Raw genomic sequence first — 24,546 nt, 5'->3', positions numbered from 1 at the left:
TAAATAAAGTTTATACAAAAAATTCGCTTCACTCATGTCGCTCAAGTACTTCGCCAACACGTTGCTCAAACGACTTCGTCCGTTGCTTAAAGTGTATTTTTACGCTCGGCAAACCGATTGGAATTATTTAACTATAATAGTTATCGACATTTTTGAAGTATCATAATTTCATTAAGCGTAAAAAGAGCTGTCACAATTTATTTCGAGACAGCTTTTATATTTATATTATTCTATTAATTTTAATATCTTAGATTCTACATCCTTTGCATTAGTAGTAGCTATAAAGTAAACATAATTCCCTTTACTTTTTAAAATTGAATTAGCTGCAGCAGTTATATTATCTTCCCCACCATAACCATCAGCAAACATTTTAAATGAATCACTATTTTTATATTCATCAATAGCATTTTTAATCTTTTCAACATTGTCAGTCTTAACCACAAAAACATCTAAAAGATTGACATTTATCATAGACTGTAATACAAATCCCTCTTGTATATTATCTTTTACATTTTCAAATATATAGAAGTCTTTTGCATCTACATCAGCTACTGGTTGAACAGGTAAAGTGGATTCATTATTTATAGCATCTTTTATATCATTTACAGGAACATCTTTAACTTCAGTTTTAGATGAACATCCAACTAAGCCTAAAGAAAAAATAAGTGTAAATAGTGCTAAAAATTTTTTCATGCAAACCTCCCAAATATATCCATGTTAATTATTAAATATAGTCTACTATATGTAATAATTAAAATCAATTACTTTAATATTAAAATTATTGTAAAAAATTACCATTTAAAATTAAAAAGATATATAATGAAATTTAACGCATAAGGAGTAATTTTTATAAAAATTGTAAATAATTCCAATAGAGAGGTGAAGCATATGAGAATACCAAAACATGTTGGAATAATACCAGATGGTAATAGAAGATGGGCACAAAATAAAGGAATGGGAAAAGATAAAGGGTATGAAAATGGATTAGATCCTGGTATTGAAAGTTATAGACAGCTAAGAGATTTAGGTGTTGAAGAAGTAACTTTTTATGGATTTACTACAGATAATACAAGAAGACCTAGTTATCAGACAGAATCATTTACTAAAGCGTGTGTTGAGGCAGCAAATAGACTTTTAGATGAAGGGGCATCTTTATTAGTAATAGGAAATGCTGACTCTAAAATGTTTCCAAAAGAACTTTTACCATATACCAAAAGAACTAAAGAAAAACCAGGTCAGATAAAAGCTAATTTATTAGTTAATTATGGTTGGTATTGGGACTTAAATACACTAGCTAATGCAAAAGGAGTAAATAAAAATAATATACATAACAATATACAATCTAATGATGTATCTAGATTAGATTTAATTATTAGATGGGGTGGGAGAAGACGTCTAAGCGGATTTTTACCAGTACAATCTATATATGCAGATTTTTATGTAGTAGAGGATTATTGGCCTGACTTTAATAAAAAACATATAAATGAAGCACTTACATGGTATGATAAACAAGATATAACCCTTGGAGGATAAAATCATCAATTAAATAAGGACATTAAGTTGCAATTTAACCTTCTTAAATGTTAAAATACATTAGAGAAATTCAAAATGATTTCAGGAAGGGATAGCAATGTCAAAAAAAAGGAATATAAGAAAGCAAAGTGTGAGAAAAACTAAAACAAAAAGAATCAATAAGAAAAAGCTAATCTTTGTAATTTGTATATTCATAGCACTAATATTTGGGATAAGTAAAGTGGCTGCATCTACTTCTAAACTTATAGGGAATATAAAAGAAGCTAAAGCACAGGAAATACAAAAACAAAAAGAAATAGAGGATAGTAAACAATTTGATTTAGAGTCAGAATCTAGTACACCTCTAGAAGTAAAACACACTGTGGTAATAGATCCAGGACATGGTGGAGATGACACCGGAAATGTTGGAATTAAGGCACCAGGGGAAAATGAAGCAGTATATGAAAAAGATTTAGCTCTAGATATATCAAAGAAGATAGCAGCTGTTTTATCAAATCAAAATGACATACAAGTAATACTAACAAGAACTGATGATAAAACTTTAAATACTTCAGATAGAGCAATACTTGCAAATTCTCAAAATGCAGATGCATTTATATCTATACAAATGAATGCAGAAACAGGCGGTAACACTGCAAATGGAGTAGAAACTTATTATAGACAAGATGCAGATCCAAGTGATAAATCTAAGCTATTAGCAGAAACTATACAAAACACTATGAAAGCATACGTAACTATGAAAGACAGGGGCGTAAAGCAACAGCATATACAAGTGTTACAACAAACATATATGCCATCAGTAGTAGTGGAATGTGGATTTATAAGTAATAAAGAAGAAAGAGATAAACTTTTAGATAATACTTACCAAAATAGACTATCAGAAGGAATTGCTCAAGGAATACTATCATTTTTAGATAAAAATGGAAAAAAGTAGCTAATTATTAATTAGCTACTTTTTTTATTATAAGATACTATACTTGATTGTAGATTATAGTCAATCTATAAATTTAAAGATAGGAATTAAAATATTAACTTTTTAATATATTAATATTGATAATTAAACTTTATCGTTATTTATATAGGTATATGTCGATTTAGGTTGATTTGAATTTAAAATTAATTTACAATATTATAGTGATGAATTAAAAAAATAGGGGAACGTAGATGAAAACAAAAGGGAATTATAAAAAATATATTTATAGTAAGATTACACTGTTTATATTGATTGTTTTACTAATTGGATTGTCTTGGATATTGTACTCAGAAAAAGGTATAAAAAACAGTATTCAAAAAGAATTGGCAATAAAAAAATTAGACGAAGCCGTTAGAGATAATAAGCATATATTTTCTTTAAAAATAAATGATGTAGATGGAAATTATATAAAATACAGCTATTTAGATAAAAATAGCATTATAAAAATAGGAGCAATAAGAATAGTTATTTTTTTAATAATAATTTGCATAATTATAATTATAAATAAGAGAATAAAAATATTTTTAAATAAAAAATCTTACAAGCAAATGTATGAGTTCGTAAGATACAATGAAATTTTAATAGAAGGTAAAAAATATTTATCAGAAAATGAAAATGAAAATCTAATAGCTATAAGTTTTGACATAGATAAATTTAAAATAATAAATGATGTATATGGATATAAAGCAGGTGATGAAGTATTAAAATCTATTGTTATTAACATAGATAAATACTTCAAAGATAGAGGAATTTATGGTCGAATTACAGGAGATATATTTATAATAATCACTAAGATAAAATCAAAAGAAGATATAAAGGATATATTAGATCTAATAAAAACTAAAATTATAAATGTAAACATTAAAGATTTTAATATAAGTGTAAATGTTTCTATTGGGTTATGTGAAGTAGAACAAGGTGAAGATGATATAGAAAAGATTATAAGCAATGCAGATATGGCTAGAATTAAATCTAAGGAGATAAATAATATAAGTCATGTAATCTTTGATGAAAAGTTAAAACAAGAAAAGAAAAAGTTGATAGAGTTAGAGAGGGATTTATTTAAATCTATAGATAATAATCAACTTAGATTATATTATCAGCCAAAGTTTAATATACACACAAAAGATGTAGTAGGAGCAGAAGCTTTAATAAGATGGGAACACCCAACAAGAGGAATGATAAATCCTATGGTATTTATACCTTTAGCAGAAAAAACTAGATTTATAAATAAAATAGGTCGTTGGGTATTAGAAGAAGTTTGTAAAATTATAAAGAAACAAGAAAATGAAGGATTAGATGTAGTTCCAATAGCTATAAATTTATCTAGGGTAGAATTATACCAAAAAGATTTAGTAGATTTTATTGAAGAAATGTTAAAAAAATATAAGATAAATCCAGATTTAATAGAGATAGAAGTAACAGAAACTACAGCTTTAAAGGATTTAAAGTTTATAAATAAGAAATTAAGTGATATAAAGTCTTTAGGGATAAAGATAGCTATGGATGACTTTGGTACTGGAAATTCAAACCTAAGTGGGCTTAAAGATATATGTATAGATGTTTTAAAATTAGATAAATCACTTTTAAATGATATAGAAAAAGATGTAAAAACCCAAGTTATGGTAAAATCCATATTAAATTTATCAAAGGATTTAGAACTAATTACTATATGCGAAGGCGTAGAAAATACTAGCCAAATAGAAATATTAAAAAATATAAATGCAGAGGTCGTGCAAGGTTATGTATATTCAAAGCCATTAGAAGAAGAAAATTTCAATAGGTTGATTAAAGATAAATCATTATAACAAAATAAATAGGATGGTACCATCCTATTTATTTTTGCATAATTTACATTAAAGTAAATTTTAATGGGGGAAAATATGAACAAATCTACTTTTAATATGCTTACATTTGATGGTGGTGGTCTTAGAGGTACTTTAAGTATAAGGATATTTGATAAAATACAAAAAGAGTATCCAAATATATTAAAAGAAACTAATTTATTAGGAGGAACTTCAACAGGCAGCCTAATAGCTTTAGGTCTTTCTTATGGATTAAGTTGTGAAAGTATAAAAAAGCTATATTCATTAGAATATGCTAAATATATATTTAAAAATCCTCAACAAGAAATATTAAGGCCAAAATATAATAATGATAATTTAAAAGAAGTACTTCTTAGTATATTCCCAGAAGATTTAAGATTAAAAGATTTAAAAAAACTAGTTGTAATTCCTACTTTTTATATAGGAGATGACAATAATTCCTGGAAGGCTATATATTACAATAATCTACCAAATTCAGAAACAGAAAATGAAAGAGTTGTAGATGTGGCTATGTCAAGTTGTGCAGCTTTGATTTTTTTTTCAACTTATAAAAATCATATAGATGGTGGGATAATGGCAAATAATCCAAGTTTAGCTTGCTTGATATATGCAATGTCAAAAGAGATTGGTAAAAATATAAATGATATGAGGATACTATCAATAGGTACAGGATATAAATTTGATAAAATTACAGAAGATACTAGTGAATGGGGAGCACTAGATTGGATATTAAGTAAAGAACCTGATTTTCCAATAATATCTGTAGTACTAGAAAGTAATTTAAGTACTAGTAATGAGTTTTGTAAAAAGCTATTAGAAGATAATTACTATAGGGTAAATCCTAAAACAGATATAGATATAGGCATGGATAATTATAATGCTCTAGATTACTTAAATAAAGTTTCTAAGGATTACGATGTAAAAGATATTGTTAACTGGCTAAATACAAAATGGAAGTAAAAAAATTATATGTACTAAAATAAAAAAGGGATACTAAAATTTGGAGGGGAAAATGAAAAAATACACTAAGGGGGATAATTTTGTAGTATCTAAAAACTATGAAAATAGCTTAGATACATTAAAGAAACAAGAAAAGGGAATTTACTATACGCCAAGAGAAATAGTGGATTATATTCTTGAAAATACATTAAAAAAACACAATATAATAGATAACCCGTATCCAAAGGTATTAGATATATCTTGTGGATGCGGTAATTTTTTGTTAAAAGCTTATGACACACTATATGGATTAATAGAAAACAACATAGAAAAGTTAAATGAAATATATGGAGATAATTTTATATTAGAAAATATTCATAATCATATACTAAGCAATTGTATATATGGATATGATATAGATAAAGATGCAATAGATATACTAATAAACTCTCTAAATAAAAAGGATGAAAGTGTATTAATTAAAAAGCTAAATATATACTGTACTGATAGTTTAAAGCATAATTTCAATGAAAAATTTGATTACATAATAGGAAATCCTCCATATATAGGTCATAAAAAGTTAGATAAAGAATATAAGAAATTTTTACTTAAAGAATATAAAAATACATATAGAGATAAGTCTGATTTATATTTTTGTTTTTATGAAAGGTGCATAAATTTACTAAAAAAAGATGGAGTATGTAGCTTGATAACTCCTAGGTACTTTATAGAAAGTCCATCAGGAAAATACCTAAGAAAATATATATCCCAAAATACATATATAAAAGAAATTATAGATTTTTTAGGAGTTTCTGTATTTAAAAATATTGGAGTTTGTAGTTGTATACTAACTTTAGTTAAAGATTTAAATAAAAATGATAAAATAGAGATATTAAAACCAATAAATGAAAATATACAAATAGAAGATTTAAAATATCTATTAGAAAATAACAAATTTGAAAAATTTTATATAAATCAAGAAAATCTAGATGAAAATTGGATTATATTAAATGAAAATGATAAAAAATTATATAATAAAATACAACATAAATGTAATTATACTTTAGAAGATATAGTTACAAGCTTTCAAGGAATAATCACAGGATGTGATAAAGCTTTTGTACTAGATATAAAAGATGAAAAAATAAACAAGGTAGATAAAAAATTATTAAGAAACTGGATAAAAAATAAAAATATAAATAAATACACAATTTCAAATAGTAACTATAAACTACTATATTCAGATGATATAAAAGATGAAGAAGATTATAAGTTAGAAATAGAAGAAATAATAGGAAAATATAAAGATAAACTATGTAAAAGAAGAGAATGTGTAAACAACACAAGAAAGTGGTATAAACTTCAATGGGGAAGAGATAAAAATTTATTTGAACAAATAAAAATAATGTATCCTTATAAATCTTCTCAAAATAAATTTGCAATAGATTACAACAACAGCTTTTGTAGCGCAGATGTATACTCATTTTTTATAAAAGAAGAATATAAAAAGGAATTTTCAGAAGAATATATAGTTGGAATACTAAATTCAAATATATATGATAAGTATTATAAAATAAATGCTAAAAAGATAAGTAAAAATATCTATGATTATTATCCTAATAAAGTAATGAAAATAAAAATATTTAAAGATGATAATTATCATAAGATAGAAAATTTATCAAAATTAATAATACATAATATAAACAATAATAAGGAAATAGACAGCTTACAACTAGAAATAGATAATCTTATAAAAGACTCCTTAGACATAAAATCACTAATATAGATTGAAATTCATATAGTGTATAAAACTAAATTTTAAGGGGGAGGGTACTATATGATAAAAGCTAATATAGATGAAACAAGGCAAATTGTTCATATAGAAGTTAGTGGATATATAAGTAGTCGTGAAGCTAAAGAGTTTTTAAATAATTATAAACAAATGACAAGAGGATTAAGAGGAAGTAAATATAACTTAGTTGTTGAGCCTTATATATTTGAATGTGAAAATGAAGATGACATAAAAAAAATATGTATGTCGTTTTTTAAGAGCGGCTACAAGAGAATATATTTAATAGATTCAAATAATTATATAATGGATAAAGTAAGTTTATCTAAAGTGGAAGAGCGAATGTTTAATAAGCATGTAAAGACAATAGGTTCAATAAGTGAAGTAAGATAAAATATTCGAAAGATATATACTTTTCTATTATTTTTATGATAAAATGTAATTACTAAAAGTATATATCTTTTTTTATAAAATAGGTGATATAATGAAGGGTTTAATTTTAGAAGGTGGAGGTACCAAAGGTGCCTACCAAATAGGAGCTTACAAAGCTTTAAGAGACTTAGGCATTGAGTTTAATGGTGTAGCAGGTACATCAATAGGAGCTTTAAATGGAGCCTATATACTTCAAAATGACATAGAAGTAATGGAGGAAATTTGGTTGAAATACGACTATACTCATTTTATGAATATAGACGAAGAAAGCTATGAAAAATATAAAAATGTAGATTTTACAACCAAAAGTTTCAATACTGTAATTGAGCTTATGAATAAAGCCAGAAAAAATGAAGGTATTGATATAAGTCCACTGAAAAAACTACTCCAAGATACCCTAGACGAAGATAAAATTAGAAATTCTAAACGTGATTTTGGTTTAGTTACAGTTACTTGGGATAAAAAAATAAATCCTCATCCTATGTATTTAGAACAAATACCAAAAGGTAAATTAGTAGACTATTTAATAGCTAGTGCAAGTTTGCCTATATTTAAATTAGATAAAATAGATGATAAGCTTTATTTAGATGGTATGTTTTTTGATAATATGCCAATAAGTCTTTTAGCAGATAAAGGATATGAAGATTTAGTTGTAATAAGATTATTAGATGACTTTTTGGGTAAGAAAAACTTAAACAAGCATCAAGATATAAATATAAAAACAATAATACCATCAGAGTATTTAGGAGGTTCTTTAAACAAAGACAAAGATAGTGTAAAGAGAAATATAGATTTAGGATATTTAGACACTATGAAAGCCTACAATAGATATGAAGGTATTAAATACTATTTTAATGCAGATTATAAGTATGATGAAGAATATTGTTTTTATAAATTAAAAAATATAGATAAGGAAACTATAGAAAACCTTTGTACAGTATTAGGTATAAAAAGAGAAGCAAGTACTAGATGCTTATTAGAAAGTGTTATACCTAAAGTTGGGGAGCTACTTAATTTAGAAAAAGAATTCTCATATGAAGATTTATTTTATGCTATATATGAAAAAAAACTTGAAGAAAATAATATAAGCAGAGTAAAATTATATGATTTCAATAAATTAGTAGAAACTGTTAATAAAAACATAACAGATAATAACATCCATAAATTAAATGCAGAAACATTAGCTATAATTTCTTTACAAAAAAATAAATTGGCAAAAATAATTACCAATTATTTCTTGAAAGATTTTAAAACACAAGGTTAGTTAAATATTCTCGGGGTGGGACATAAAAAGTACCATTGGACAAAATTGTTCCATTGTTGTAAAATAAAAAAGTACCATTAAAGAGAATTTTTAATAAATATACTATTAATTAAAAAACTAAAAAGTCTTTATTAAAAATTTTAGTAGGTAGGCTTTTAGGGCATATAAAATAATTATATGCAGTACAAATAATTATTAAAGGTTATAGCAAATATTAGCTATAAACAATATTTAAAGAAGAAATTTATTGGAGGTTTCACAATGGAAAAATTAGTAACTATAACAAATGCAAGTGGATTACACGCTAGACCAGCAGGAATGTTTGTAAAGAAAGCTGCTGAGTTCAAATCTACAGTAGAAGTTAACGCTAAAGGAAAGACAGTTAACGCTAAGTCAATAATGGGTATAATGAGTTTAGGATTAGCTCAAGGAGACGAGTTAACAATCGTTGCTAATGGTGAAGATCAAGAAGCTGCAGTAAATGCATTAGCTGAATTAATAGAAAGTGGATTTGGGGAATAATTAAATAAACCTCGGGAATTTGCCGAGGTTTTCTTTGGTATATAAAATAAATAATATATAAATTTCAAAATGCATCGTTAGGAGGATTACCTATGTATAAAGGAACAGGAGCATCTCCTGGAATCGCTCTAGGAAAAGCACTAATAGTAGAACATAGTGAATTAGTTATAGAAAAAAAGTCGATAGATAATGTAGAAGAGGAAGTACTAAAATTACAAAAGGCCGTAGAAATTTCAAAAGAGGAATTAACTAAGGTCAAGGAAAAGGCTTTTGAGGAATTAGGGGAGCATGAAGCTCAAATATTTGAATCTCATTTACTAGTTTTAGAAGACCCAGAATTAGTAGATTCTGCGGCTAATAAAATAAGAGATGAAAAAGTAAATGCTGATTTTGCATTAAATGAAATAAAAGAAATGTTTGTAGCTATGTTTGAATCTATGGACAACGAGTACATGAGAGAAAGAGCAGCAGACATAAAAGACGTTACAAATAGAGTACTTAGACATATATTAGGCGTAAAAGTAGTTGATTTAGCAGGTCTTGAAGAAGAAGTTATATTAATAGCTCACGATTTAACACCTTCAGATACTGCCACTATGAATAAAAAAATGGTATTAGGTTTTTTAACAGATATTGGAGGAAGAACTTCTCACACTGCTATAATGGCTAGAACATTGGAAATAGCAGCAGTTGTAGGACTTAATGATGCAACACAAACTATAAAAGATGGAGATTTTGTAGTATTTAATGGAGATACTGGTGAAGTTATAGTTAACCCAGATGAAGAAACTATAGAAAAATACACTAAACTTAAAAAAGAATTTGAAGATTATAAAAGAGAATTACAACAATTAAAAGGAAAAGCATCTATAACTTTAGATGAAAGACACGTAGAGCTTGCTGGAAATATAGGAAGCCCTAAGGATGTTGAAGGTCTTATAAATAATGATGCTGAAGGTGTTGGACTATATAGAACAGAGTTCTTATATATGGACAAGGAAGATGCCTTCCCAACTGAAGAAGAGCAATACGAAGCTTATAAAGCAGTTTTAGAAGGAATGGATAATAAGCCTATAGTTATAAGAACATTAGACATAGGTGGAGATAAAGAACTTCCATACTTCAAGATGGATGAAGAAATGAATCCATTCTTAGGATATAGAGCTATAAGAATATGCTTAGATAAAACTGAAATATTCAAGACTCAATTAAGAGCATTATATAGAGCAAGTGTACACGGAAGATTAAGAATAATGTTCCCTATGATATCTTCATTAGGAGAATTATTATCAGCTAAAGAAATTATAAAAGAAGTACTAGCTGAATTAGATAAAGAAGGTATAGCTTATTCTAAAGATGTAGAAGTAGGTATGATGATAGAAATACCATCAGCTGCTGTTATATCTGATATACTAGCAAAGCATGTAGACTTCTTCTCAATAGGAACTAATGACCTTATACAATATACTTGTGCAGTAGATAGAATGAACCAAAAGATAAGTCACTTATACAACCAATTCAACCCAGCTGTACTTAGACTTATAAAAATGGTTATAGATAATGCACATAAAGAAGGAAAATGGGTTGGAATGTGTGGAGAATCTGCGGGAGATAAGAGAATGATACCAATACTTTTAGGTATGGGACTTGATGAATTCTCAATGAGTCCAATATCAATACTTCCTGCTAGAAAATTCATAACTTCAGTTAAATATGAAGATATGAAAAAATTTGCTGATGAAGTATTATCATTATCAACAGCAGAAGAAATAAAAAATCATGTAGACAAGACTTTTAATTTCTAATTCAGATATAAGACAATAAAATCGATGTAATAAATAAAGGATATCTCAATTTAAGAGATATCCTTTTAAATTATAAATAAAGTGGAAAATATATAATGGATATAAAAATGATAGGAGTTCCTATAGTTTTAATTTACTTTATAAAAATTTTTAGTATTTTGGTGTTAGTATTATATACGCTTATTTTATTGATAAAAGCATTAAAAATATATATAAAGAAAAATTCTTAAGCAACTCACATATATGTTGTTTTTATTTACTTTAAAATTAATTACTAGAAAGAGGAATAAGTAATAAAATAATGTAAAAACTAAACTAAGAAAAAAGACAGCTTAGGAGGCAAATAATATGATGGAAATATTAATGGGTACTGGATTACTTTTAGTAGTCCTTGCACTATTTACTCTATTTAGCTACAAAGCACCATATGGTATGAAGGCCATGGGAGCATTAGCTAGTGCTGCTTGTGCAAGTTTCTTAGTTGAAGCATTCCACTTCTCATTTTTTGGAGAGGTATTAGGATTTAAGTTTTTAGAAAGTGTAGGAGCTGCAAATGGTTCTATGGGAGGAGTAGCAGCTGCAATACTTGTTCCTCTAGCATTAGGAGTATCACCAGTGTACTCAGTACTTGTAGGTTTATCTGTATCAGGATTTGGTATACTTCCAGGATTTATAGCAGGTTACTTAACATCTTTTGTGGTTAAATTCTTTGAGAAAAAAGTACCAGCGGGACTTGATTTAATAGTAATAATAGTTATAGGTGCACCACTTTGTAGAGCAATAGCTATGGGAATGGACCCTGTAGTAAATAATACTTTACTTCAAATAGGTCAAGTTTTAATAAAGGCAGCAGATACATCACCAATAGTTATGGGTATTATACTTGGAGGGCTTATAACAGTTGTTGCAACAGCGCCACTTAGTTCTATGGCGCTTACATCTATAATAGGTCTTACAGGACTTCCAATGGCCATAGGTGCATTAGCAGTATTTGGTTCTTCATTTATGAACTTTATTTTCTTCTCTAAGATGAAATTTGGTTCTAAAAAAGATACAATATCAGTAGCAATAGAGCCGCTTACACAGTCAGATATAATATCTGCAAATCCAATACCAGTATACACAACAAACTTTATAGGAGGGGCAATGTCTGGTGTTATAGTAGCTTTAATGCAACTAGTAAACAATACTCCAGGTACAGCAACACCAATAGCTGGATTTGCTATAATGTTTGCTTATAACCCACCAATACAAGTTTTAATAGCAGCAGCAGGGTGTATAATAGTGAGTATTTTAGGTGGATATATAGGATATGCTTTATTTAAAAACTATAAGATAGTAAGAGCTGACAAAATAAGAGGAAATGTCATAAATGATAATGATTAAATTAAGTTAATAATAAATTTATTAAATAAATCATGAAACTTTTTACAATATCATCATAGTATATAATAAGAAATAGTTTAAATTTTTGTGTTTATTAGTATAAAAATTAGTACAAAAATATTAATTAAAAAAATTATTAATTTATATTTTATATTAGTTTTCTAATTAAATATAAGTTAAAACAAGTAATTACTATAAAAATAAAGCTATTATTAATATAATACTTAAAAATAAAAGGTAACAAGAATATATAAATACAAAAAAAGATTTGACAGAAAATTTATAATAATATATCATTAACAATAACATAACAAAGACTATGAAAGGAAGAGTAAATATAGTACGTAGTCAAAGCGAGTTGGTGGCGGTGAGAGTCCAACACGAAGGCTATATTGAAGAACATCCTGGAGTTGCTAACCGAAATAAAAGTAGGCTTAGACGGAACCAACCCGTTATCGAATTGGAATGTACTAAGATTATTCTTGCTACATTATTAAAGTGAGCTTATTATTAAGCTAATCAGGGTGGTACCGCGGAAGATATGCCTTTCGTCCCTATATTTTATATATAGTGGATGAAGGGCTTTTTATATGCTTAAAAATTATAGTTTATCTATTTTCTATTAGATATAATTTAAATTTAAAATTTGAGCAACAGATGTGACTAAGTGGATACTAGCATTATATCAATTCATAGATTTGTATGTAGCCAAGGCCAGGCTATAGATAAAAATAACTGAACTTAAGTATAGTTTATTAAGTTTTAAACTAAGTATGACGTCATACTCCTTAAATAAAAAAATAAAAGGAGATAATAAAAATGAGTTTAATAATACCAACACAATATAAAACAAGATTAAGTATAATACAAACGCAAGAAGCTATAAAAGATTTAAAGGACTTTTTTGAGCAGAGATTAGGTGAAGAGCTAAGACTAACGAGAGTGTCATCTCCATTATTTGTACTACCAGAAACTGGTACAAATGATAACTTAAATGGAATAGAAAAGGCTGTAAGCTTTGAGGTTCCTGATATAGGTAAAAAAGCAGAAATAGTTCAATCGTTAGCTAAGTGGAAAAGAATGGCTCTTAAAAAGTATGGATTACCTACAGGAAGAGGAATCTATACAGATATGAACGCTATTAGAAAAGACGAGGAACTAGATAACATACATTCTATATACGTAGACCAATGGGATTGGGAGCTTATAATAGATAAAAAACAAAGAAGTAGAGAAACATTAGAAGAAGTAGTTAAAAAGATTTACAAAGTATTTAAAGAAACTGAAGAACATGTACAAAGTATATATCCAGAAATACAAAAAATACTTCCTGAGGAGATAACATTTATAACATCTCAAGAATTATTAGATTTATATCCAGAGTTAACTCCAAAAGAAAGAGAAGATAAAATAGTAAAAGATAAAGGTGCAGTATTTTTAATGCAAATAGGAAAAGTACTTTCAAATGGCGAAAAACATGATGGAAGAAGTCCTGATTATGATGATTGGGAATTAAACGGAGATATATTATTCTACAATCCTGTATTAGATAGAGCATTAGAATTATCATCTATGGGAATAAGAGTAGATGAGGAAAGTTTAGATAGACAATTAAGAGAAAGTGGATGTGATGATAGAAGAAATTTAGATTATCATCAAGCCTTACTAAAAGGAGAACTGCCATATACTATAGGTGGAGGAATTGGTCAATCTAGAATATGCATGTACTTCTTAAACAAAGCTCATATAGGAGAAGTACAAGTAGGAGTTTGGCCAAAAGAAATGATAGAAGAATGTGATGAAGCTGGAATAAGTTTACTATAGTATAAAATGAATTTAATATATTTATATAAAATATCATATAAGTTATAATAATACTAATATATAGATAATAAGCATTTTTTATAACTTAGGAGTGATAATATTATGAATATTATAGATAAAATATTAAACTTTACAAAGGTAACATTAGTAAGATTTAGAAAAGCTAAATTTGGTTTTATGTTTTTTATAAATATATTTAAACTACCAGATTTATTAAAAGACAGTAGAGTTAGTATAATGAGTAAAGCAAAGGTAATATTTGCATTAATAGTAGGACTACTTTACGCAATATTAGGTCTAGATTTTATACCAGAGATTATACTAGGGTTATTTGGTTTTATCGATGATTTATTTATTCTAATATGGAGCTTGGGAATGATAAATGAAGAAATAGAAAAATATAAAGTTATTATCAAAAAAGATAAGAATTCAAATATTATAGAAGATGTCAATTTTAGTATAAAAGATTAAGAAACGGCTATTATGCCGTTTCTTTTAATTTATATAAAACTTGCAAATGTAGTATGATATATATTTTTCTTGATACAATTTTCGACAAAAAAATATAAATGCAAATGATATAATAAGGTATCATAAGTCGAAAAAGTATAAATTAACAAAATATCAAAATATGCAATTAATATATAAACAAATTAAAATTTTTGATAAAAGTAGGTGATAATCATGAGGAAGTGTAAATATCTAAGTTTCATTTTTATTACTATTTTAATACTGGGAATATCTACAAAAGATATATACTCAGAAGGAAAAAGAAATATTTTATTTATTAGTTCAGGAAATCCTAATTTTTTAAACTTTGATGAATATATGAGTGGAATAGCAGGTGGGTTAGGCCATGATATAAATTTACAAACGGAGTATATGAATTCAAAATATAACTATAACCCAAAGCATGAATTAGAATTTTATGAGTTACTAAGCCATAGAATAAGAAACTATAAAAATTTTGATGGGATTATTGTAGAAAATGATGATGCATTAGAATTTGCTATAAAATATAGGGAAGATTTATTTAAAGATATTCCTATTGTATTCTTCGCAATAGAAAATGAAAAACTTATAAAAAAGGCTTTATCTTATAATATGGTTTCAGGAGTAAGGGAAGTAGCATCAATAGATAAAAATATAGAGTTAATATCTAAATTCCACAAAGGTGTAAAAAATATTTATTTTATGTCTGGGTATAAAAGTGAATTAACAAAAGAAGAGATATCTTATTATGAAAATAAATATAAAAAAAATAACATTAATTTACATGAGGTAGTTACTCGTAATATAGATATCAATGATTTTAAGAAAAAGTTAAAAAAACTAAAAAGTAGTGATGCAATTATAACTTTTTATCCAGGGTATTTTGAAAATATTAATTTAGGACACGAAGATACAATTGAACTTATAAAATCATTAACTAAAGATGTTCCTATATATAGTTCATTTGAACATAGCATAGGAAAAGGTACTATAGGTGGTAAGGTAGTAAGTCCATATAATCAGGCAAAGAAAGCTGGGGAAATATTAAATTCGATTTTATCTGGAAAAAGTGATAAAAAAAATTATATAGATGATGATAATGCAAATAAGTATATATTTGATTATGATGTAATGAAAGAGTTTGGTATAAGAAAGCATGATTTACCAAAAGAATCTGTAATAGTAAATGATCCAATAGAAGTTTACGAAAAACATGCAAATTATATATTAGGAGTAATTTCTATTATGTTAGTTCTAGTAGCTATAGTAATAGCCTTAATATCTTATACCAACTATAAAATGAAATATGAAAAAGAACTTTTAAAATTAATTGATGAAAGCAAGGAATTAAGTAGATTAAAAGCTCACTTTACATCTAATATTAGTCATGAACTAAGAACACCAATTACTGTTATTTCATCAGTAATGCAGCTTTCAAAATCAAAATCTAAAAACAATGAATTTATAATAAGTAATAATAATTATGAAATAATAGAAAGTAATTGCAATAGATTGCTAAGGCTAATAAATAATTTAATTGATATTCAAAAGTTTAAATGTGTAGATACAAAAACATATTTACAAAATGTAAATATAGTAGAATTAATAGAAAATATAACTTTATCTGTAATACCATATACAAAGTCTAAAAATTTAGATATTATATTTGATACCACTGACGAGGAAATTATAACTGCTGTTGATATTGATAAAATGGAAAGGACAATACTTAATTTATTGTCAAATGCAATAAAATTTTCATACAATGGTGGAACTTTAAATGTCAATGTATCAACGTTAGAAGATAATATTGAGATTGAAATAAAAGATGAAGGAATAGGTATGAATGAAGAAGATTTAGAAAGTATATTTGATATATTTTATCAAATAGATAATACTATGACTAGAAAGAACGAAGGAAGTGGTGTAGGATTATCTATTGTTAAGTTATTTGTAGAAGCACATGGAGGCAAAATTGATATAAAATCAAAATTAAATGAAGGAACTACCTTTAAAATAAAAATACCTATAATTAAAATAAGTGAAGATAGATGTGATAAATATATAAAAGAAGATGAATTAAAAGAAAAAGTTAAATTAGAGTTATCAGATATATATATGTAGATATCAAATAAAAATTGTTTAAAATTAAAAAGAATAAGTAAAAAAAGATAGTTTCTATTTTATGAAATTATCTTTTTTATTATAAAAAAAATTAAAAATGAATTTTAAAAAAGAATGATTTTGCAAAAAAAAGAATAATATTGACAATAATGCTCGGTAGTAAGAAAATTAAGAAAATTTTAATTATAAAGAAAAGTAATTTAATAAAAAAAGTATAAAAACTTAGAAAGAAAATAAAATAAAGAAAAAATCAAAAATACAAAAAAATATCTAGGAAAACGTTGACTAAAATAGGAAAATGTTTTATTATAAGTTTGCAAGACGAAAAAAGGACAGGGGGAGAAAGTCGTATGAAGAAAATAGGATTAGTTCCTAAACTTATTATGGGTATCATAGCCGGTATATTAATCGGACAATTCGCACCAGAAATGATAGTGAAAACTCTGGTAACTGCAAGTAGTTTATTCTCTGCATTCTTAAAATTCGTTATACCATTTATAATAATAGGATTTGTTACAGCAGGTATAGCAGATTTAGCAACAGGTGCAGGAAAATTATTAGGGATAACAACAGGAATAGCATATGGGTCTACAATAGTAGCTGGAACATTAGCATTTGTTGTAGCATCGTTAATATTCCCATCTTTTATAGATGCAAGTGTTGCTTCACAAATAGGGGATCCTGAAGCAGGTATGTTATCACCATTCTTTACTATACCTCTATCACCAATGGTAGATGTAACTGCTGCAATAGTATTTGCATTTACAATGGGTCTAGGTATATCTGCTCTTAGAAACAATGGTAAAGGGCAAACTTTACATAATATATTCCAAGAGTTCCAAGAAATAGTAACAAAAGTATTATCAACAATAATAATACCTTTATTACCAATATATATAGCAGGAACATTTGCTAATATAACTTTTGCTGGACAAGTTTGGTCTATATTAGGAGTATTCTGGAGAGTTTACTTAATAGTAATACCTCTACATTTAATATACTTAACAATACAATTTACAGCAGCAGGAATAGTTACAGGAAAGAATCCTTTCAAAATGTTAAAAAATCAAATACCTGGTTACTTAACAGCAGTAGGAACTCAATCTTCAGCAGCTACTATACCAGTAAACGTAGAATGTGCTAAGAACAACGGAGTAAGTAAGGAAATAAGAGAATTCTGTGTACCTTTATGTGCAACAATTCACTTATCAGGAAGTATAATATCAGTTACATCATTTGCTGTTGCAGTACTTATGATGAACAATATGGATCATAGCTTTGCTACTTTATTCCCATTCATATTAATGTTAGGAATAGCAATGGTTGCAGCACCAGGAGCGCCAGGTGGAGCTATAATGAGTGCATTACCTTTCTTACCAATGATAGGTATACCATCAGATGGAGGACTTGCAAGTTTAATGATAGCTCTATACTTAACTCAAGATAGTTTCGGAACAGCTGCAAACGTATCTGGAGATAATGCTATAGCAGCAGTTGTTGATCATATAAACACTAAAATGTCTAAAAAAGCAAATAAAATTGCTTAAGCCATAAAAAAAGAGCTACCTCAGTATTAGGTAGCTCTTTTTTTATTAAAAAATATCATTTAAAGAATTTATTAAAAGTCTATTATCTTCAGGTTTTAAAATACAAACTCTAAAGAAATACTCGCTAAGTCCATCAAAAGAAGCACAATCTCTTATGATTATTTTCTTTGGAATAAGCTTATCTCTTAATTCACTTGCAGTTAATTTTTTTGATTTTATTTCACATAATATAAAATTACCTTGGCTATCATAAACATTTAAATCATCTATATTTCTTAAATTATCAAATAAATAATCTCTTTCTTTAGTCATAATATTAATAGTATTTTCTATAAAATGTGTATCTTTAAACATAACCTCACCCATTAATGTAGCGAATATATTTATATTCCATAAATCAAGATGAGATGATATGCTATCTTTTACAGTAGTATTAGATATAAGCCCATATCCTAGTCTAATGCCAGGAGTTGAGAAGAACTTAGAAGTACCTCTTATAACAAATATATTATTATAATCATCAACTAAAGATGTTGAAGAAAAAGCTTTAGTATCTGTAAATTCTATGTAAGTTTCATCAATCATAAAGAAAGTATTAGTATTTTCAAGTAAAGTTTTTATCTCAGATTTTGAGAAAGTAAAACCAGTTGGATTATTAGGATTACAGATAATAATTAAATTATATTTATTACTATTTATGTGATCTATTAGTTTATTGACATCAATTTTAAAATCATTTTCATGTTTTGAGTAATACTTGTCTATATTACAGTTTATCTTTTTTAATTCTTTTTCATACTCAGAATAAGCAGGTGATAAAAGTAGAGCTTTAGTAGGATTTATAGTTTTTATAAATGAAGAAATAAGCTCTGTTGCCCCACTTCCTAAAATTATGTTTTCTTTATTACAATGACAATAAGAAGAAATAGAACTTTTTAAATTTATATAATCAGGGTCTGGATATATAGAAACCTGATCTATATTTTTAATCACAACGTCTTTAGCAGCTTTAGATGCACCTAAAGGATTTATATTAGAGCTAAAATCTAGAAATTCTTCTTTTGAAAAACCATATTTTTTTGATAAGTCATATAAATTAGCACCATGGTTTAAACTCAAGTAAAACACCTCCGTAGTTAATAGTTACAATTTAATTATAATATAAAAATCGATTATTAGTAGCTTTTATAAAAATATTAAATAATAATACCTAATAATAAAATTATATTTAGAAAAATATGTATAGCAAGAGGTTTTAAGAAAATAATAAAAATATACTTAAAAATTTAAATTATAAAAAAATATTGAACAATTACTAAAAAAAATATAAAAATGTTCTAATATCTGTACTTATATGGTATAATATTTTTATTATAATATACGTAAACAATAGGAGGACTGAAATGTTCAAAATTACAGAAGTATTATTAACAGAAGAACAAATAGCTAAAAAAGTAGAAGAGATAGCAAAACAAATAGAAAAAGACTTCAAAGGTGAAGAATTATTAGTAGTAGGAATACTAAAAGGTGCTAGTGTATTTGTTTCTGACTTAATAAGAAAAATAGACTTAGATGTTAATATAGATTTTATGAGCGTATCAAGTTATGGAAAATCAACTGAAAGTTCAGGTGTTGTAAAAATACTAAAGGACTTAGATGTTAATATAGAAGGAAAAAATGTATTAGTAGTAGAAGATATAATAGATTCAGGATTAACATTAAGTAAATTAGTTGACGTGCTACAAACTAGAAATCCAAAAACATTAAAATTATGTACACTATTAGATAAGCCTGAAAGAAGAAAAGCTAACATACCAGTAGACTATGTAGGGTTTACTATAGAAGACAATTTTATAGTAGGATATGGAATAGACTGGGCAGAAAAATACAGAAACTTACCTTATATAGGAATAGTTGGAGAAGAATAGTATAGAAGACTTAGCAATATTGCTAAGTCTATTTTTGTGTAAAGGGTATAAATAAATAAGAAAGTTAGGTATAATTACATAAAAGATAAGTACTTAGGAGGGGGAAATAAAATGGATATTCAATTAAGTATACTACAGTTTTTTCAGTCTTTAAGATCTGGCGTATTAGATACTTTATTTTTAATACTTACTATAAGTACAGAAATACCTGTAATAGTTTTATTAACAACGATAATGTATTGGTGTATAAATAAAAAGTATGGTCAAAAAATATTATTTTCATTAGTAGGAAACGTGGCAATAAATTCAGGAATAAAAGATATAATAAAGGCTAAAAGGCCAATAGGAATAGAGGGAATAGTGTCTCAAAGAGTATCAACAGCAACAGGCTATTCATTTCCAAGTGGACATACTCAAACTGCAACTTCATTTTGGACAAGTATAATAATTATATTCAAAAATACATGGATTAGTATAATAGGAGCTATTATAATTTTAGGAGTAGGCATATCTAGACTATACCTAGGAGTTCATTGGCCTATAGATGTAATATTTGGATGGGGATTTGGGATAATATTTACTGTAATATTTAGTAAATTTTTTGATTATGTAGATAATGAAAAAAAATATCTAAGTCTTGTTTTAATGTTAATACCATTTACATTAGTTGCATTTTTAGTAAATAGTTCGTCTTATATAAAATCATTTGGATTATTAACTGGATTTGTATTAGGATATATAGTTGAAGATAGATATATACAGTTTGAAACGATATCAAAAAATAAAAATAAAATAAACTTTAGCAACAAAAAAGGTAATAAAATAGCTAAAAATATATTTAGATTTTTACTTGGAATAATAACTTTAGGATTAGTTTATTTAGGCTTAAAATATACTATGCCAAGTAACAACTTATTTGATTATATAAGATATACAATAGTAGTATTTTATGGAGTTTGTGGAGTACCATTTCTGTTTAAGATATTTAAGCTATAGTAAATTTTATTATTTATTGAATAAGATTAGTTAAGATGTAAAGTAAGTTACTTAAAGCCATTAAAAAGTTAAGCTTACTTAAAATAGAAGAGGTGGAAATTTGAAAAAAGTAGTAGTAATAGGAGCAGGGGCAGCTGGTATGATGGCAGCGGCAACTGCGGCAGACAGAGGATTAGATGTAACATTAGTAGAAAAAAATCATAGAGTAGGTAGAAAAATATTAATAACAGGAAAAGGCAGATGTAATATAACTAATAATTGCGATATAGAAGAATTAATAGAAAATGTACCTACAAATGGTAAATTTTTATACAGTGCATTTTATACATTTACAAATGAAGATGTTATAAGTATGTTTGAAAATTTAGGTGTAAAAACTAAGACAGAAAGAGGAAATAGAGTATTTCCAGAAAGTGATAAGGCACATGATATAGCTAATGCACTTCATAAGCAAGTAATAGATAAAAAAGTAAAATTGTTATTAAATACTAAAGTTGAAGAAATAATAGCAAAAGATAATAAGATAGAAAAAGTAATATTAGATAACAAAAAAGAAATACTATGCGATGCTATAATAGTTGCTACAGGAGGAGTTAGTTATCCTTTAACGGGTTCTACTGGAGATGGATATAAATTTGCTAAAAAACATGGACATACTATAATAGCTCCTAAACCTTCTTTAATAGGGCTTGAAGTATGTGAAAGTTTTGTAAGTAAATTAGACAAATTGTCTCTCAGAAACATAAAAATAGAGTTATATAACGGTAAAAATAAAAAAATATATGATGACTTTGGAGAATTAGAATTTACAAAGTATGGTATAGATGGGCCGGTTGTAAAATCAGCTAGCTGTATGATGAAAGATTTATCAAAAAATACTTATAAGATAGTTCTAGATTTAAAACCAGCACTAGATGAAGAAAAATTAGATAAAAGAATACAAAGAGATTTCCAAAAGTATACTAACAAAGCTTTTAAAAACTCTTTAGATGATTTATTGCCAAAAAAATTAATACCAGTAATAATAAAATTAAGTGATATAGATGAAAACACTGTAGTTCATCAAATATCTAGAGAACAAAGAAAAGCATTAGTACATTTATTAAAAAATATTAATTTAACAGTAAAAAGGTACAGACCAATAGAAGAAGCTATAATAACTTCAGGTGGAGTTAAAGTTGGGGAGATAAATGCAAGTACAATGGAATCAAAGCTAATAGATGGATTATTTTTTGCAGGAGAAGTAATTGATGTTGATGCTTATACTGGAGGATTTAATCTTCAAATAGCATTTTCAACAGGATATTTAGCAGGATATTATTGTTAGCAAAAATTTAGATATTGTTACAGATATTACCTAGAATTAAAAAACTATAAATTCATATAATACTACCAAGAAACAAAATTAAAAGAAAGAAGGTAGTCAACAATGTCAAACAACAACAATAACAACAAAACAGTAGTTCCAGGAGCTAAACAAGCATTAAATCAAATGAAATTAGAAATAGCTAATGAGCTTGGAATGACAAATTATCAACAAATGGACAAAGGAAACCTTACTGCAAGAGAAAATGGTTATGTAGGTGGATACATGACTAAGAAGTTAGTTGAAATGGCAGAAAAACAAATGTCAGGACAACAACAACAACAATAATAATAATATAATAAGATAATATATTAAAGGAGTATCTTTTAGATGCTCCTTTAATTTTTAAATAAAATAAAAAATATATAACTTATATTGTATATTGGATAAAAAGTTTTTGAATGGATAAAATAACAACAAATATATTACATAAGGAGAAATATAAATGTCGACTGTTAATTTTGAAGAAGTAAAAACTAAATTTATAAATGCAGATTTAGATGAAAAAATACGTATTTATACAACAACAGAAGGTCTTACAGTAGAGCAGTTTAGAGAACTTCTTAGATATTATCCAATACAACATTTATCTAAGCTAGAAAAAGCGTTAGGATAAATAATAAAAAGTCTTCACATAAATATTTAGGTGAAGACTTTTTATTATTTAAAAAATATCAAAACAGTTTATATATGATATTATATTAATTTACTTTCTCTGGTTTATGTACATAATTATAAATTCTTTCATCTCCTAAATCTATAATACCAGTGCTTATGAATTTTATTAAATTATCAACATCGCAAGCATTTAGGTATTCTATAGGAATTGACAATGTATATTCACTAGAACTTAGTAAATTTTTTAATTTTAGTTTTTGAGAAATACTTGGTTTTTCAGGTATAGATTTATCTTTGCGTTTTTTGCCTTTTGATAAATTAGCATTTTGCATACTTATTAATTTATCTATATAATCTATATAAGATAATTTGAAGGTTTCATCTGATAAAAGATTTTCATCTAAAATGTCATTAATAGATTCATTAGATAGTATATTTTCAGCAAACTTATCAGCTGTAAGTTTACCAGTTATAATACCTTTTTGATACTTTCTGAGGACTTTTTTTGTGTGGCTATAGATTTTACTACGCGTTTCTAAATCAAGATTAGCCATTTGCATTAAAACCACTCCTTTTAAAGTGTATATTAGTCTATATATTTTATTATTGACAAGTATAAAAAATATTATAATTGTAAAAATTACAAATATATGGATGCCATGCAGTTTATATAAAAATAAGTAAATTGATAAGGAGAATTTATATGATAAATGGAATAATAAAGCTATTTTACTCTGAAATAGTAAAAACTAAGATGAAATCTATGCCTTCATCAGACTACACTTACAGAGAAGAATGTAGAGAAATAAGAAATATGACGTTAAAGTTAGATAGTGTATTTCTAAAGATTATGAAACTATTATTAGCACTAATAATTTTATATATATCTTTTAATATAGAGATGATATTTGGAATGGGGATGTTGTTAGTAGAATTAACATATCTAATATACAAGATAAAGTTAGAAGTTCAAGTGAGGGAAAGTATTGAAAATATAAAAAAGAACATAGAAATACCTAAAATACCAACTATAGATGAGAGAGGAAAATCAGGATTAAATGCATTAGTCACTTTGCTTATAATTGGATTATTAACTGGCTTTAATGCAATTATAATAGCAACTTTTATAATAGTTTTTATATTTACTATAAATAACATATATAGTAATATAAAGTAGACTAT

Annotated in this window: 23 protein-coding genes and 1 other annotated feature; of the genes, 20 read left to right on the top strand and 3 right to left on the bottom strand. The window is 26.3% G+C overall.

All coding sequences use genetic code 11. From position 1 onward, the window contains the following. Positions 1–225: 225 nt before the first annotated feature. On the bottom strand, positions 226–693 hold the full coding sequence (locus I4U89_RS08395) for a DUF4358 domain-containing protein (RefSeq protein ID WP_195939922.1): 468 nt from the start codon (positions 691–693) through the stop codon (positions 226–228). Between the two features lie 195 nt (positions 694–888). Here I4U89_RS08395 and I4U89_RS08390 point away from each other — a divergent pair, with 195 nt between their 5' ends. From I4U89_RS08390 to I4U89_RS08325, 14 genes are all read left to right on the top strand, one after another. Next, on the top strand, positions 889–1,533 hold the full coding sequence (locus tag I4U89_RS08390; protein ID WP_195939921.1) for an undecaprenyl diphosphate synthase family protein: 645 nt from the start codon (positions 889–891) through the stop codon (positions 1,531–1,533). A gap of 97 nt (positions 1,534–1,630) precedes the next feature. After that, positions 1,631–2,467: an N-acetylmuramoyl-L-alanine amidase family protein gene (locus I4U89_RS08385; protein ID WP_195939920.1), complete on the top strand. Its 837-nt coding sequence runs from the start codon at positions 1,631–1,633 to the stop codon at positions 2,465–2,467. A gap of 230 nt (positions 2,468–2,697) precedes the next feature. Further along, a complete protein-coding gene (locus I4U89_RS08380) occupies positions 2,698–4,314 on the top strand; it encodes a putative bifunctional diguanylate cyclase/phosphodiesterase (protein WP_195939919.1) in 1,617 nt (538 codons plus the stop codon). Between the two features lie 75 nt (positions 4,315–4,389). After that, positions 4,390–5,292 carry a patatin-like phospholipase family protein gene (locus I4U89_RS08375; protein ID WP_195939918.1) on the top strand — a complete coding sequence of 301 codons (903 nt, stop codon included), beginning with the start codon at positions 4,390–4,392 and terminating at the stop codon, positions 5,290–5,292. 52 nt (positions 5,293–5,344) lie between these two features. Then, entirely contained in the window at positions 5,345–7,057 is a 1,713-nt protein-coding gene (locus I4U89_RS08370; RefSeq protein WP_195939917.1) for an Eco57I restriction-modification methylase domain-containing protein, read from the top strand. 51 nt (positions 7,058–7,108) lie between these two features. Then, on the top strand, positions 7,109–7,453 hold the full coding sequence (locus I4U89_RS08365) for a hypothetical protein (protein WP_195939916.1): 345 nt from the start codon (positions 7,109–7,111) through the stop codon (positions 7,451–7,453). Between the two features lie 91 nt (positions 7,454–7,544). Further along, positions 7,545–8,756 (top strand): patatin-like phospholipase family protein, encoded by a 1,212-nt coding sequence (locus tag I4U89_RS08360; RefSeq protein ID WP_195939915.1) that lies wholly within the window; start codon positions 7,545–7,547, stop codon positions 8,754–8,756. Positions 8,757–9,017: 261 nt separating this feature from the next. Beyond that, the gene (locus tag I4U89_RS08355; RefSeq protein WP_092924026.1) at positions 9,018–9,278 is read left to right on the top strand and encodes an HPr family phosphocarrier protein; all 261 of its coding nucleotides are present in this window, start codon (positions 9,018–9,020) and stop codon (positions 9,276–9,278) included. Positions 9,279–9,370: 92 nt separating this feature from the next. Next, positions 9,371–11,083 carry a phosphoenolpyruvate--protein phosphotransferase gene (gene ptsP, locus I4U89_RS08350; RefSeq protein ID WP_092924029.1) on the top strand — a complete coding sequence of 571 codons (1,713 nt, stop codon included), beginning with the start codon at positions 9,371–9,373 and terminating at the stop codon, positions 11,081–11,083. A 348-nt stretch (positions 11,084–11,431) separates the two neighbouring features. After that, entirely contained in the window at positions 11,432–12,469 is a 1,038-nt protein-coding gene (locus I4U89_RS08345; protein ID WP_330615542.1) for a PTS sugar transporter subunit IIC, read from the top strand. 310 nt (positions 12,470–12,779) lie between these two features. Beyond that, positions 12,780–13,028 (top strand) — a binding site (T-box leader). Between the two features lie 260 nt (positions 13,029–13,288). Then, on the top strand, positions 13,289–14,293 hold the full coding sequence (gene asnA / locus I4U89_RS08340; protein WP_195939914.1) for an aspartate--ammonia ligase: 1,005 nt from the start codon (positions 13,289–13,291) through the stop codon (positions 14,291–14,293). Positions 14,294–14,395: 102 nt separating this feature from the next. After that, the gene (locus I4U89_RS08335) at positions 14,396–14,764 is read left to right on the top strand and encodes a YkvA family protein (protein WP_195939913.1); all 369 of its coding nucleotides are present in this window, start codon (positions 14,396–14,398) and stop codon (positions 14,762–14,764) included. 213 nt (positions 14,765–14,977) lie between these two features. After that, positions 14,978–16,909, top strand: coding sequence for a sensor histidine kinase (locus I4U89_RS08330; protein ID WP_195939912.1), 1,932 nt, complete (start codon positions 14,978–14,980; stop codon positions 16,907–16,909). 350 nt (positions 16,910–17,259) lie between these two features. Next, positions 17,260–18,456 carry a dicarboxylate/amino acid:cation symporter gene (locus I4U89_RS08325; RefSeq protein WP_195939911.1) on the top strand — a complete coding sequence of 399 codons (1,197 nt, stop codon included), beginning with the start codon at positions 17,260–17,262 and terminating at the stop codon, positions 18,454–18,456. Positions 18,457–18,501: 45 nt separating this feature from the next. Here I4U89_RS08325 and I4U89_RS08320 read toward each other — a convergent pair whose 3' ends face one another. Beyond that, the gene (locus I4U89_RS08320) at positions 18,502–19,575 is read right to left on the bottom strand and encodes a pyridoxal phosphate-dependent aminotransferase (protein ID WP_195939910.1); all 1,074 of its coding nucleotides are present in this window, start codon (positions 19,573–19,575) and stop codon (positions 18,502–18,504) included. Between the two features lie 284 nt (positions 19,576–19,859). Between I4U89_RS08320 and hpt the strand changes: the two genes are divergently transcribed. The 5 genes from hpt to I4U89_RS08295 all read left to right on the top strand — a co-directional run bounded on the left by hpt (position 19,860) and on the right by I4U89_RS08295 (position 23,362). Continuing rightward, positions 19,860–20,384, top strand: coding sequence for a hypoxanthine phosphoribosyltransferase (hpt, locus tag I4U89_RS08315; protein WP_166505921.1), 525 nt, complete (start codon positions 19,860–19,862; stop codon positions 20,382–20,384). A 111-nt stretch (positions 20,385–20,495) separates the two neighbouring features. Continuing rightward, on the top strand, positions 20,496–21,380 hold the full coding sequence (locus I4U89_RS08310) for a phosphatase PAP2 family protein (protein ID WP_195939909.1): 885 nt from the start codon (positions 20,496–20,498) through the stop codon (positions 21,378–21,380). A gap of 100 nt (positions 21,381–21,480) precedes the next feature. Further along, positions 21,481–22,707 carry an NAD(P)/FAD-dependent oxidoreductase gene (locus I4U89_RS08305; RefSeq protein WP_195939908.1) on the top strand — a complete coding sequence of 409 codons (1,227 nt, stop codon included), beginning with the start codon at positions 21,481–21,483 and terminating at the stop codon, positions 22,705–22,707. 102 nt (positions 22,708–22,809) lie between these two features. Then, positions 22,810–23,034, top strand: coding sequence for an alpha/beta-type small acid-soluble spore protein (locus I4U89_RS08300; protein WP_195939907.1), 225 nt, complete (start codon positions 22,810–22,812; stop codon positions 23,032–23,034). 157 nt (positions 23,035–23,191) lie between these two features. Continuing rightward, entirely contained in the window at positions 23,192–23,362 is a 171-nt protein-coding gene (locus tag I4U89_RS08295; RefSeq protein WP_195939906.1) for a hypothetical protein, read from the top strand. A gap of 85 nt (positions 23,363–23,447) precedes the next feature. On the opposite strand, the gene I4U89_RS08290 is transcribed toward I4U89_RS08295, so the two are convergent. Then, positions 23,448–23,924 carry a hypothetical protein gene (locus tag I4U89_RS08290; RefSeq protein WP_195939905.1) on the bottom strand — a complete coding sequence of 159 codons (477 nt, stop codon included), beginning with the start codon at positions 23,922–23,924 and terminating at the stop codon, positions 23,448–23,450. Between the two features lie 143 nt (positions 23,925–24,067). Between I4U89_RS08290 and I4U89_RS08285 the strand changes: the two genes are divergently transcribed. After that, a complete protein-coding gene (locus tag I4U89_RS08285) occupies positions 24,068–24,541 on the top strand; it encodes a hypothetical protein (protein WP_195939904.1) in 474 nt (157 codons plus the stop codon). The last annotated feature ends 5 nt before the right edge of the window (positions 24,542–24,546 follow it).

It is taken from the genome of Romboutsia sp. 1001713B170131_170501_G6 (assembly GCF_015668195.1).
Lineage (GTDB): Bacteria > Bacillota > Clostridia > Peptostreptococcales > Peptostreptococcaceae > Romboutsia_C.
This window is presented reverse-complemented; position numbering and strand designations above follow the sequence as displayed.

Coding starts and splice junctions, on each gene's coding strand:
- I4U89_RS08310 (WP_195939909.1), top strand. CDS start 20,496: ATGGATATTCAATTAAGTATACTACAGTTTTTTCAGTCTTTAAGATCT.
- I4U89_RS08375 (WP_195939918.1), top strand. CDS start 4,390: ATGAACAAATCTACTTTTAATATGCTTACATTTGATGGTGGTGGTCTT.
- hpt (WP_166505921.1), top strand. CDS start 19,860: ATGTTCAAAATTACAGAAGTATTATTAACAGAAGAACAAATAGCTAAA.
- I4U89_RS08290 (WP_195939905.1), bottom strand. CDS start 23,924: ATGCAAATGGCTAATCTTGATTTAGAAACGCGTAGTAAAATCTATAGC.
- I4U89_RS08380 (WP_195939919.1), top strand. CDS start 2,698: ATGAAAACAAAAGGGAATTATAAAAAATATATTTATAGTAAGATTACA.
- I4U89_RS08395 (WP_195939922.1), bottom strand. CDS start 693: ATGAAAAAATTTTTAGCACTATTTACACTTATTTTTTCTTTAGGCTTA.
- I4U89_RS08285 (WP_195939904.1), top strand. CDS start 24,068: ATGATAAATGGAATAATAAAGCTATTTTACTCTGAAATAGTAAAAACT.
- I4U89_RS08370 (WP_195939917.1), top strand. CDS start 5,345: ATGAAAAAATACACTAAGGGGGATAATTTTGTAGTATCTAAAAACTAT.
- I4U89_RS08300 (WP_195939907.1), top strand. CDS start 22,810: ATGTCAAACAACAACAATAACAACAAAACAGTAGTTCCAGGAGCTAAA.
- ptsP (WP_092924029.1), top strand. CDS start 9,371: ATGTATAAAGGAACAGGAGCATCTCCTGGAATCGCTCTAGGAAAAGCA.
- I4U89_RS08365 (WP_195939916.1), top strand. CDS start 7,109: ATGATAAAAGCTAATATAGATGAAACAAGGCAAATTGTTCATATAGAA.
- I4U89_RS08295 (WP_195939906.1), top strand. CDS start 23,192: ATGTCGACTGTTAATTTTGAAGAAGTAAAAACTAAATTTATAAATGCA.
- I4U89_RS08335 (WP_195939913.1), top strand. CDS start 14,396: ATGAATATTATAGATAAAATATTAAACTTTACAAAGGTAACATTAGTA.
- I4U89_RS08385 (WP_195939920.1), top strand. CDS start 1,631: ATGTCAAAAAAAAGGAATATAAGAAAGCAAAGTGTGAGAAAAACTAAA.
- I4U89_RS08330 (WP_195939912.1), top strand. CDS start 14,978: ATGAGGAAGTGTAAATATCTAAGTTTCATTTTTATTACTATTTTAATA.
- I4U89_RS08355 (WP_092924026.1), top strand. CDS start 9,018: ATGGAAAAATTAGTAACTATAACAAATGCAAGTGGATTACACGCTAGA.
- I4U89_RS08345 (WP_330615542.1), top strand. CDS start 11,432: ATGATGGAAATATTAATGGGTACTGGATTACTTTTAGTAGTCCTTGCA.
- asnA (WP_195939914.1), top strand. CDS start 13,289: ATGAGTTTAATAATACCAACACAATATAAAACAAGATTAAGTATAATA.
- I4U89_RS08325 (WP_195939911.1), top strand. CDS start 17,260: ATGAAGAAAATAGGATTAGTTCCTAAACTTATTATGGGTATCATAGCC.
- I4U89_RS08390 (WP_195939921.1), top strand. CDS start 889: ATGAGAATACCAAAACATGTTGGAATAATACCAGATGGTAATAGAAGA.
- I4U89_RS08360 (WP_195939915.1), top strand. CDS start 7,545: ATGAAGGGTTTAATTTTAGAAGGTGGAGGTACCAAAGGTGCCTACCAA.